We start from the raw sequence: 12,362 nt of genomic DNA on the forward strand, positions 1-12,362 counted from the left end.
GCCCCGACGTCTCATATTCGTCTCCCTGACGAAGGTCAGGGCCCATGCCAACCATCTCGGCTCATTTTCGAATACCGAAAAACCTAGACCCTGAAATAAATTCAGGGAGACAAAGAGTTTAAAATGCTACATCAGTCGTTTCTATTAACTTAGGCCCCAACGTCTCATATTCGTCTCCCTGACGCAGGTCAGGGCCCATACCAACCATCACGGTTCATTTTCGAATACCCTCAAACCTAGACCCTGAAATAAATTCAGGGAGACAAAGAGTTTAAAACACCCCACCATTCGCCTCCCTGACGTAGGTCAGGGCCCATGTCACTTACTTACGCTTTACTATCAAATACTCTCAAACCTAGACCCTGAAATAGATTCGGGAGACAAATAAAAAACTAACCATGACGCAAAACTGTATCACCATTCTCCCCACACTCCTCTACCTGACGCAGGTCAGGATCCATACTTGTCACGTCACCCAAGTCTCATTACCCGCGCGCCACAAGCAATAGATTCTGAAACACGTTCAGAACGACAATGCTGAGCTTTCACGCTACTTGGCAAGTAAATGATGTAAAGTAAAAATAAGAGTAAAGTAGGTAATAAACGAGGTGAGTAGAAATAATTAAAATAGTGCTAAATTGACAAAGCGTGGCCAATATTAATCATATTAGCCACTCGTTTAAATTACTTAGTACGCCCAGTACCACCACAGATCCTAGGATCAGAAGGGCGAGTATTGCAACCTGCATACAAGGTAAAATTAACATCTTCAGCACCACCAGCCGCAACTGGTGTTAATGCCATTGGTAAATCTTTATTACTGAGTGTTTTTAGTGATTTTTTATTGAGTAATAATTTCATGTATATACATTCCTTTTAGTTTAATCATTTCCAAAATGAGGTTATAAATTACACAGCAAGGTTAAGGCTGTCTACAAATAAGTTGAACTAATTTAATATTAAATACCAAAAAATTCGCTTTGCTACGGCAGTTCAGAAACGGTTAAGGTGTATAATTAATCTTAGTGGCGGTAACAATCAAGTAGCAGCACTCATCACATCTATTGCTCCCATCCCGCGTATGAATAGAGTAAGTTTTTAACCTAGTATCGATGCACAGTTAATTTACTTTTCGTAAAACGTACAAACGCTTGCTCTAGGTTACCTTGACGCGCTGTTAAGTATGTCCAAACTTTATCATTTCCCAACGTGTCACACTTGTTGCTCTGCTCAGCCAGTAAATACTTTCTTAATAATAACTTACGGGTATCATCGCTTGCTAAAAAGTATACAAATGCCCAGCTACTTCTATACATTTGAGCATAATTCGACTTACGCCAATGTGGGCTAGTATGAACTAACTTACGAGGCTGGATCACCGACTTTAACAGACGCCCATTCAACGATACCCAGCTTTTATTCGGTTCAATAATACTGGCTTGCATGTGTACATGAGTATATTCAAAATATTCAGCCAACCCCTCATTAAACCATTTAGGCGTATCACCAATAACGGCTTCATTAATTGCGTGCACTGCTTCATGAACTGCCACCTTAATAGTGTGTTCAAACGTGCTATATTTTATATATGCTGTATTTTTACTACCAAAGTAAACGCCAGTTGTTCCGGTAGGATCCCCCCCTAAACTTTTAACCTCATGGTTATAAACTCTGGTATTGGGCAATATATGTAAATTTAGCTTCACCTTACGCATAACTTTTAAACCAACTAAAGTTGCATAAGCTCTAAAAACGGCGCGTAAATTTGCAGAAAGCTGATTTTTAAACCGAACAGGCAACCCTCGGGCTTGCACGTTAAGTTCAAAATAGTCTAATGTATTATTTTTAGTAGTTTGGTAAAGCTCTGCTGCAGAGTGTGGTTTTTTATCACTAAAATTTTTAATTCCTCGCTCATCAACCCAAGTATAAATACCATCTACTTGCTCATATTTTACAGCTCCTAAGTCGGCTTTTTCACAACTTTTACGGAACATTTTGTGATTATTATGAATATAAGTCGATTCTTTAGATAAAATTACGGAGGGTTGCGATACATGAAACTCAGATATTTTTGTTGGATCAGTGACGGCTGGCTGTGTATGCAAAGAACTAAACCAAAACTGCCTGTTACTAAAAAAATATGATAAAGAAATCGAAGTAATAACCAGTACAGTTATCATTATAAAACGCGTCCATCGCTGCATTTAACTATCCTTAGTTTATGAGTGTTGATTTACTAGCCGTCTGGTAAATCAACAGCATCTGTATTTTAACACTTAACGACAATCCGTATACCCTTCATCGAATTTTTCCCCCTGACGAAGCTCTGGGCCCATACCAACCAAGCACGCCAAACCCAGTTCCACATCCAACCCCCACACCATTCGTCTCCCTGACGCAGGTTAGGGCCCATACCAGCCATCACGGTTCATTTTCAAATACCCCAAAACCCAGACCCTGAAATAAATTCAGGGAGACAAAGAGTTTAAAACGCTACATCAGTCGCTTCTATTAACTTAGGCCCCAACGACTCATATTCGTCTTCCTGACGCAGAACAGGATCCATGGCTACAGCTCGCTTCTTTCTTTCGTCTTCCTGACGCAGGTCAGGATCCATGCTGAATAGCCCTCAAGACTCTCACTTGCTACACAACAAGTGGACCCTGAAATAAATCCAGGGAGACAGGTAAGTCTATGACTCAAAATGCTAAAGCTTGCGCCGCTACGAAATACAATCTCGTGATCAATTCACCACTCTTCGTCTTCCTGACGCAGGTCAGGATCCATGCTGAATAGCCCTCAAGACTCTCACTTGCTACACAACAAGTGGACCCTGAAATAAATCCAGGGAGACAGGTAAGTCTATGACTCAAAATGCTAAAGCTTGCGCCGCTACGAAATACAATCTCGTGATCAATTCACCACTCTTCGTCTTCCTGACGCAGGTCAGGATCCATGCTGAATAGCCCTCAAGACTCTCACTTGCTACACAACAAGTGGACCCTGAAATAAATCCAGGGAGACGAATGAAGAGTATCTGAACTCATAACATACAAAAAGGAGAGTATGCGTCTCCCTGACGCAGGTCAGGGCCAATAAGGAATCGCCCATATTAATTACTCACTGAATTCAAAATGACAAACCAACTTAAACTCCTAAGAGGCATCATTCCCACAATGGAAATGGGTCAGGTAATTTAGCCCAAGATGGTGCACCTTTTAGCAGTTCATCATCCTCTAATAAACACGCGTTTAATCGATTGATAATATCCGTTTTATCTAACCCTTGACCAATAAAAACCAGCTCTTGACGCATATCACCAAATGGTTCGACCCATTGCGCTTCTATTGCTTGACGGTAATCAGGTTCCGTTGGCCAATCTTGTTCTGGCACAGCTTTCCAAAAAAGCCCAGCAGCACCATATCTTGCCATACCTCCCGCTTGACTCCAACTTCCTGCAAATTGCGGCCTTGTTGCCAGCCAAAAAAAGCCTTTTGAGCGGATCAACTTCCCCGCGATTTCTTTACTGTGTAAAAAGTTATAAAACTTATCTGGATAAAATGGACGCCTCGCTTCAAACACAAAGCTGCTAATACCAAACTCTTCTGTTTCAGGTAAATGCTCACCGCGCATTTCTTTTAACCAACCCGCTGCAACACTTGCCTTTTCAAAACTGAATTTACCGGTCGCTAATACTTGCTTTAATGGCACATTTCCGTTTGAAATGGCAATTTGTTCAGCATCGGTATTGAGCGTTTTTAAAATACTTTTAAGGCGAGCCAACTCAATGTCAGAAATCAAATCCGTTTTACTAATTAATAACACATTGGCGAACTCCACCTGCTCAACCAATAAGTCAGCAACACTGCGCTCATCTTCTTCACCCAAGCTTTCACCTACTTCGTGTAAAGACCTGGCTTCATCGTAATCTTTTAAAAAATTAACCGCATCGACCACAGTCACCATGGTATCTAACTGCGCAACATCCGATAAGCTAATGCCATTTTCATCTGCAAACGTGAATGTTTCGGCCACCGGTAAAGGTTCTGAAATACCGGTCGATTCAATAACCAAATAATCGTATTTGCCCTCTTTGGCCAAACGGGTTATTTCTTCAAGCAAGTCTTCTCTGAGTGTGCAACAAATACAGCCATTGCTCATTTCAACTAGCTTTTCTTCTGCCCTGTTTAAGCTTATTTCATTTTGTACTGTTGCAGCATCAATATTAACTTCACTCATATCATTAACAATGACAGCCACTTTGAGGCCTTCTCGATTGCTTAGAATATGATTGAGAACGGTAGTTTTACCTGCACCTAAAAAGCCAGAAAGCACAGTAACTGGCAATAACGACGGTATATTAGACATAATTTTGACCACATTGAATTATAAATTGACGGTTTGACTTAATCATTAGCGATGACGAAGCGCTAATAACACGACCTAACACGGTACGTTATATTATAACACTTCACTGCGCAACTTTTTAAAGCTCATACCGTTATTCTCCTACCACCCACCTACCCCATCACCCGTCTTCCTGAGGAAAGTCAGGGCTCATCTAAACTCGCCAAAACTAAACCCAACAACCAACTCCCCACCATTCGTCTCCTTAGCGAAGCTCAGAGCCCATCCAACCGACCACTGCAAAGCCAAGGCTAATCTCCTATCCAACCCCCTTCCAAACCTCACTCCAATAAATTAAACTAAACATCGTTTCAAGGAGTTACAGCAATCACAACACAGCAGTAAAAGGAATAAACGTGGAACAAATCGGTATTTACGAGCAGCTCATCACCCAAGTGGTCGAGCAAAACCTCAACAGAGAACGCTTACTTGAAGATCAAACTTCCCTAACCAACAACCAACACATATAAAAAAACAACAAACCGCGCTATATTAAAATCAACTATCAATAAGTGCTACACATATGCCAAACACATCAAAACAATGGCTTACAAGTAAACAAACACAAGCACACTTAAAAATAAGTGGGTGCGAGTTAATGCATCGTCGTGACCGTGGTGAACTAACCTTTGAGAAACGTGGCAGGGCTTACTATTACTACTTTGAAAATGTCGACCTTAATAAACTACCCTAAATTTAAAACACTGGTAAAAAGCCTCACACTCGGTAAATCATTACCCAGTGCAATTTATTTGCACCAAAGTGCATTACAAACCGTTTTACCAGCCGAGTTATACCAACTCTTGCAGCACACAATAAAACATCATCAATTTGAACACCCTTGGAATGTACTCAAACTCTTTAAACACGACTTTAAACTTACCCTGCTGTATTACCCAGACTTCGAAACCTATGCTTACCCACAATTACATACCAGCATTACTGTCAACCTGCTCGAAAACACCTCTAAAATCACAGATTACCAAAGCTCAAACAATCCACCCATACTCCATCGAAAAGAAGCCTTTATACTGCCAAACCATCCACTTATAGAGCAGTTCAAACAACATACGCGTGAAGGTGAACAAATAGGCTTATATCAAAACACCAAAGCCATTGGTTTTAAAAATCAGTGGGAAAAGCTCATTAAACGACACGGCTGTCAACTCAATGACAAAGGCGATCTGATTGCCATTACACAGCATGTACCGATACCTGCCGATACAACAACACATGCAATACAGCGGCATAAAACAGCCATAAACCGCGATAGGCTCTCTGCCCCCTTTCAAAAGCTGGCCAAATTTGGTTATTTAAATAGTGACTATTCAATTCAAGACTATGGTTGTGGCTTGGGCGACGATGTACGAGAGCTCGAAGCCAGTGGCCTAAACATAAATGCGTGGGACCCTGTTCATAAACCCGATGGCCAAAAGTTACAAAGCGAAATAGTAAACCTCGGCTTTGTACTTAATGTAATTGAAGACTACGACGAGCGCGAGCAAACGCTTAAAGAAGCATACGCACTGTGCGATAAGCTATTACTCGTATCAGTTATGCTGATTAACTCAAACATATTTGAGCAATTTAAACCTTATAAAGACGGCGTAATCACCAAACGCAACACCTTTCAAAAATACTACAGCCAATCACAAATACGAGAATATATAGAGCAAACGTTAAATGTAAGCACCCTACCATTTGGCCAAGGGATCATCGCCGTATTTAAATGCCCGGCTTTATTAGAGCAACATCACGTTGAACTGCAATTTAATAACCATGCATGGCAACATATTACACAACGCCCTATAGCTAAAAAACTGCCCGAACGCGTTAAACAAAGCGTATTTGAAAAACACACTGAACTATTTGAAGTTTTTTGGCAGCATTGCCTGCACTATGGGCGTATACCTGCTAACGACGAGTTTGAATTAAGTGAGCAACTAAGAGCAATAATAAACAGCCACAACAAAGCGTTTGAACTTGCTCAAACTCAATTTGATTACGCAGAATTTGAATCTGCCCAACAAAAGCGCCAACAAGATTTACTGGTGTATTTTGCACTAAGCTTATTTGGCAAACGCCAAGCAAAAAGCCATTTACCTAACCGGCTACAACGCGACATAAAAACACACTTTGAGGGCTTAAACCAGGCCCTTGAGCAAGCCAAAGCACTGTTATTTTCAATAGCAGAACCGGCCAACATAGCTAACGCTTGCACTCAATTATTTGAACACCTCAACATTGGCGAGTTTAACCATAGCCAAAGTTACACACTACCCAAGCAATATTTAAACAAATTGCCTGCAGTTTTGAGAGTCTACATTGGCTGTGCAGCCCAATTATATGGCGATATAGACGACATCAACCTAATCAAAATACACATGCGCTCAGGCAAAGTAACGCTATTAAAATATGATGATTACAGCAAAAAACTCCCGCTACTTACCGAGCGCATAAAAGTAAAACTCACCGAGCAAGACATAGACTACTTTTACTATGGCAATGAATACCCGCTGCAACCTCTCTACAATAAACTGGACTTTTTAGAAACAAACACTAAAGAATACAGAACACAACAACGTTTTGATAAAAAGTTAGCACAAATGCTTAAAGGCGTACCAAAAGCAGAATGGCCCGATTGGGATATTCTGCAGAAAGTGTTTGCGTATTGGAAAGTGGAGCTGAAAGGGGATAAATTTCATAAAACACAACAATAAAACATGAACATATAACGTACAAAATAAATTTTATTTATCTTTAACAGCTAAAAAACTAGAAAAAACACGTAATGTACGTAATAATATTACGTACACCTCATTATTACGTAAAACGCAATGAGCAACATAGACTCTAATTACTATTACAGCTTTCCTGCGGTTCGAGGTCAGCAAGCCGGTAAACCTTTTTATATAGCCACTTGCCCTCTTCGCATAATTCCTAAGATTTTTATGTATGATGAAGAAGAGGTACCAGCCGAACTTCGCTCACAACGAACTCTTAATAAAAGCAGAATTCCTGAAATGGCACGTTACCTATTAGATTCACCTGATGATTATGTATTTTCGGCACTTACGGCATCTGTAGGGACCGAGGTGGAATTTAAAAATTCAGTAGAAAATCCAAACCTAGGTACACTTGTTGTACCGATGGATGCGCAAATTCTTATTAATGACGGCCAACACCGCCGCGCAGCAATTGAAGAAGCAATAAAAGAAAGCCCAGAGCTTGGCCAAGACAACATTGCTGTACTCTTTTTTGTAGATGAAGGGTTAAAGCGCAGCCAGCAAATGTTTGCAGATTTAAACAAATATGCTGTAAGACCCAGCTCCTCACTTGCCACACTTTATGATCACCGCGATCAGTCTTCTGAGATAGCGCGCTATCTAGCAAATAATTCAAAGCCATTTTTAGGCTTTACTGAATTCGAACGTTCCTCTATTTCTGTGAGAAGTAATAAGCTTTTCACCCTAAGTGGTATAAAACAGTCAAATAGAACACTTTTTGGTAAAGGACCAAAAGAGGGCTTTACTGACGGAGAAAAAGCCATTGCAGTTAAATTTTGGAGTAAGCTAAATGACTCAATGCTAGAGTGGCAACAAGTTCAAAATAAAACTTTAGCTGCACCTGAATTTAGGCAAGAATTTATAAGTGCACATGGTATTGGACTTCAAGCAATTGCTTTTGTTGGGCAATGCTTATTGAAACTAGACGAAAATCAACAAATCGGTTACATCGAAAAGCTAGGTAAAGTAAACTGGCTCAAATCAAACCCAGCCTGGGCGAACCGAGCAATGCAGCATGGGCGTTTATCAAAAGCGGTATCAAATATCTTTTTAACCGCAATGCAAATTAAACGTGAAATTGGCCTAACGCCCACGTCTGAAGAATTACAGAAAGAGAGCAAGTTACTAAACGCATGAAGTTAATACACCAACACGACTTGGAAGAAGAGTATATCGATTTTATCGAAAACGAGCAGTTTTCAGGTCGTTATTTAAGTGAATTTATTGCAGACACACAACGTGTTTACTTGGCAGATACGCGCCCATGGGTTATTGGCTATAGTGGAGGTAAAGATTCATCGGCTGTCATGGCACTTGTTTATATGTCGCTTTTAGGTTTAGAGCCAGAGCAACGCCATAAGCCTGTATTTGTGGTAGCTTCAGACACACTGGTAGAAACACCTGTGGTTGTTGACCATGTAAATAACTCACTAAAGGCTATCAATGACGGGGCTAAGCGTGATGACCTACCAATCACTGCACATAAAGTGACACCTAAAACAGAACAAACCTTTTGGTCAAACCTATTAGGTAAAGGCTACCCAGCACCAACGCGTAATTTTCGTTGGTGCACAGAGCGTATGAAAATTGACCCAGTGAGCACCTTTATTACTGAAAAAGTAAGCCAATACGATGAAGTAATTGTTGTATTAGGCTCTCGCTCACAAGAAAGTGCATCGCGGGCGCAGGTCATTAAAAAACACAAAATTGATGGCTCTGATCTGGCAGTACATACCACACTTGCTAATGCATTTATTTATACTCCTATTGATACTTGGCACGTTGATGATGTGTGGAAAATTCTACGTTTATGCCACTTAAAACAACAAGAAACACCATACGGCCCACGCAATAAGTGGATAGATAAATATGACCTAGAATGGGAAAACCCATGGGGTGGTAAAAACCTACTTCTCTGGAACCTTTACAAAGATTCTTCTGGTCAAGGTGAATGCCCATTAGTAATCGACGAAACAACACCCTCATGTGGTAACTCACGTTTTGGTTGTTGGACATGTACCGTAGTAACAAAAGACCGCGCGATGGAAAGCTTAGTGGCAAACGGCGAAACATGGATGGAGCCACTACTAAAATACCGTAATATTTTGTCGCGTAGTACGTCACCCGCACTTAAAAAGAAATACCGTAACCATATTCGCCGTAATGGCCGCTTAGCGTTTAAAACACTCAAAGAAGATGGCGAAAAAGTATTACTCGACGACTATACAACAGGCCCTTACCTACTTAAATATCGCCGCTTTATGTTGCGCGTTTTACTGCAGCTACAGAAAAAGCTCGAAAAGCATTTAAGTGGCCAAGCGCTTATCACCATTCCAGAGCTACATGCTGTGCGCCACGAATGGTTGAACGACCCTAACGAGCCTGATTGGGATGACTCACTGCCAGCCATTTTTAAAGAAGTGTATGGCTATGACCTTGATTGGACACTGGACGACACCACGCAATTTAGCCGTGAAGAAAGCCTGCTACTAAACACCATTGCCCCCAAGCATGGTATTTCACCGCACATGATTAAAAAGCTGATTGATCTTGAAACATCAATGAGTGGTTTAACACGCCGCACAGGCATATTTAATAAACTTGGCCGATTAGTACAGCAAGACTGGGAATCTGCCGAAGAAATTATTGAAGAACATTTAGAAAGTCGCCAAAATCAAATGCGCCAATCAAAAGAAGTAAAAGAAATTTCACAAGAGCTTGAAGCGCTCAACAAGCTACTAGTTAAAGAGGGCTTATCATGATTTTTAAAAGCCTAACACTGCATAATTTTCGTGTATTTAACCAAACCACACATATAGACCTCATACCAAAGAAAGATGAGTTTAACGATAAGCCCATCATTTTATTTGGTGGTTTAAACGGTGCAGGTAAAACCTCTATTTTAACGGCCATTCGTTTAGCCTTGCTTGGTCGCCGTGCACTGGGTAATGCAGTGCATAAAAAAGACTATACCGCCTTTTTAAGTGAGCAAATAAACAAAGAAGCGCTTAAAGATAACAACCAAAGCCAAGCCAAAGTAACGCTTGAGTTTACCCATACACATCAAGGCCAGCATAACGCTTATGTTATCGAGCGCGCTTGGGGCAGTAATGTCGATGAAGTTGTCACGCTAAATGAAAACGGCAAACAAGACCAAACGCTTAATTCAGAACAAGTACAAAGCTTTTTAAATGAGCTCGTTCCGCCGGGTATAGGCGACTTATTCTTTTTTGACGGTGAAAAAATTGCCGAACTGGCAGAAGACGACACCGGCACCTATTTAAAAGAAGCTGTTCAAAAACTGCTTGGCCTAGATGTAATCAATCGCCTTGGTGATGATTTAGATATTTACATAAAACAAATCACAAAAGACAAAGCATCAGCAAGTACGGTACGTAAAATAGCTGAGCTTGAAGAAGAGAAAAAACAACTTCTTTTACAAGCCAATACTGAGCGCGAACTCGAAGCCAGTATTCAAAGCGAGCTTGCAGGCATCAATACACAAATTGAGTTGATCGAGCACAAAATTGAATCACGAGGTGGCGCTTGGGCAAAAACCAAGTCGCAAGAAAAAGCCCGTGCCGATGAGCTTTTAAAACAGCAAACCAAATTAAATACCTCAATACTTAACGAGCTTAGCAGCGAATTCCCAATGGCATTGGCCCCAACAGCTATGCAAGGTTTAATTAAAGAGCTTGAAAACGAGCAGCAAATAAAAGCCAAACGCGCATTTACCGAGCAGCTTGGCCAAAATATGCAAGGCCTAGAAGCTGTCCTTAGCCAGCAATTTGCAGATAATGCATCTGATATATACAAAGAGGTAAATAAATACTTTGCACAATTAAACGCAGGTGCTGCGCTTGAAGTAATAGAGCTTGATATATCAGATTCTGATTTTGCGGTTATTAAAGCACAACTTGAAAATGCAAACACAGCTAAACAAACCATTGCTGACCTTGCTGAGAAGCTTGAGGCAACTACGACTGAATACGAAAACCTGTCGTTAAATATTCAACGAGCGCCTGATGAAGAAGAGCTAAGTACCCTTTATACGTCACTGCGTGAGTTAGATGCGCAAAAATCAGCACTTAAAACCAAATATACAAACCAGCTTCTAAAAGCGAAAAAGCTGGTTGAACAAGCACTCGAAAACGCAAAACGCTTAGAAAAACTGTATGTAAGCCAAAAAACTGAAAGCTCAATTACTAAAGCGGTTACTCGCGTTGATGCGACAAATGCCGCGCTTACAGAATTTGCTAACGAGTTAACCCAATTGCGTGTTAAGCAACTTGAAGAATTGTTTGCCAAGTCTTATCGCAAACTAGCGCGTAAAGAAGATTTAAAGCTCAGTGCAAAAATAGACCCAACCACCTTCGATGTTAATTTGGTTGACCAAGATGGCATTACCATTAACCGTAAATCAATGTCGGCAGGTGAAAAGCAAATTTTTGCTTTTGCTATTTTAGAGGCACTAGGAAAGCTTTCAGGCAAAGTGTTGCCAGTGGTAGTAGACACCCCTCTAGGCCGTTTAGACTCAAAGCACCGTAATAAATTGATTAAGCATTACTTCCCAGAAGCAGGTGAGCAAGTCATTTTACTTTCAACCGATACCGAGGTAGATCAAGACTACTTCGATATTATGGCAAACAAAGTATCGCATGCCTTTGAGATTGAGTTTGACCAAGCAACTAAGTGCTCAACGCTTTCAGAAGGATATTTTTGGGCAAGTAAAATTAAGGAGGCCGTATAATGCTACCGCAAACCATGTGGCTTAAAAAATCAGTTGAAGAGCAACTGCAAACTCTAAAAGCCAATACAGGCATTACACCCAATGTAGCTGCTCGCATTGCCTTTTTCCGTTCAGTTGAAAGTGGCTTTGTGTTTGATAAAACAACTGACTACAAACTTTCTGGCAGTCTTAAACTCGATAAATTCACTTGGCTGGGGAAAACCCAGCAAGTAACAGAGTTACTACTTAAACAGCGTTACCCTGAGCTTTTAGATAAAGAATTACAGATGGCGTGGGCAGCACATGTTGAGGATGGGAGCTCTGACATCCGTAATCTAGCTAAGGTTACTACTTTAGCTAAATATTTTTAATCCTCGACCTAACTATTGTGAAAATGGAACTTTCACAATAGAATAGCACCAGTGTTAAGGATATTAGTA

The 12,362-nt window shown here is 40.7% G+C and carries 8 protein-coding genes; 5 read left to right on the forward strand and 3 right to left on the reverse strand.

Features of this window, described 5'->3' with window-relative positions; translation table 11 throughout:
- Positions 1-684: 684 nt before the first annotated feature.
- From J8L97_RS17425 to zigA, 3 genes are all read right to left on the reverse strand, one after another.
- Complete coding sequence (locus J8L97_RS17425; protein WP_211051723.1) at positions 685-861, reverse strand: hypothetical protein; 177 nt, start codon at positions 859-861, stop codon at positions 685-687.
- A 242-nt stretch (positions 862-1,103) separates the two neighbouring features.
- On the reverse strand, positions 1,104-2,204 hold the full coding sequence (locus J8L97_RS17430) for a DUF1570 domain-containing protein (RefSeq protein ID WP_211051726.1): 1,101 nt from the start codon (positions 2,202-2,204) through the stop codon (positions 1,104-1,106).
- Positions 2,205-3,165: 961 nt separating this feature from the next.
- Positions 3,166-4,368, reverse strand: coding sequence for a zinc metallochaperone GTPase ZigA (gene zigA / locus J8L97_RS17435; RefSeq protein ID WP_211051736.1), 1,203 nt, complete (start codon positions 4,366-4,368; stop codon positions 3,166-3,168).
- 677 nt (positions 4,369-5,045) lie between these two features.
- On the opposite strand from zigA, the gene J8L97_RS17440 reads away from it, so the two are divergent.
- The 5 genes from J8L97_RS17440 to dndE all read left to right on the forward strand — a co-directional run bounded on the left by J8L97_RS17440 (position 5,046) and on the right by dndE (position 12,293).
- Positions 5,046-7,127 (forward strand): DNA phosphorothioation-associated putative methyltransferase, encoded by a 2,082-nt coding sequence (locus J8L97_RS17440; RefSeq protein ID WP_312037182.1) that lies wholly within the window; start codon positions 5,046-5,048, stop codon positions 7,125-7,127.
- A gap of 117 nt (positions 7,128-7,244) precedes the next feature.
- Positions 7,245-8,330: a DNA sulfur modification protein DndB gene (gene dndB, locus J8L97_RS17445; RefSeq protein WP_211051738.1), complete on the forward strand. Its 1,086-nt coding sequence runs from the start codon at positions 7,245-7,247 to the stop codon at positions 8,328-8,330.
- Positions 8,327-9,955 (forward strand): DNA phosphorothioation system sulfurtransferase DndC, encoded by a 1,629-nt coding sequence (locus tag J8L97_RS17450; protein ID WP_211051740.1) that lies wholly within the window; start codon positions 8,327-8,329, stop codon positions 9,953-9,955. Before dndB ends, J8L97_RS17450 begins: the two co-directional genes overlap by 4 nt.
- Positions 9,952-11,943, forward strand: coding sequence for a DNA sulfur modification protein DndD (gene dndD, locus J8L97_RS17455; RefSeq protein WP_211051742.1), 1,992 nt, complete (start codon positions 9,952-9,954; stop codon positions 11,941-11,943). The genes J8L97_RS17450 and dndD overlap by 4 nt, the downstream gene beginning before the upstream one ends.
- Positions 11,943-12,293: a DNA sulfur modification protein DndE gene (dndE, locus tag J8L97_RS17460; protein ID WP_211051744.1), complete on the forward strand. Its 351-nt coding sequence runs from the start codon at positions 11,943-11,945 to the stop codon at positions 12,291-12,293. Before dndD ends, dndE begins: the two co-directional genes overlap by 1 nt.
- Positions 12,294-12,362 lie beyond the last annotated feature (69 nt).

This window comes from Pseudoalteromonas sp. MMG012, from assembly GCF_018100875.1.
Taxonomy (GTDB): Bacteria; Pseudomonadota; Gammaproteobacteria; order Enterobacterales; family Alteromonadaceae; genus Pseudoalteromonas; species Pseudoalteromonas aurantia.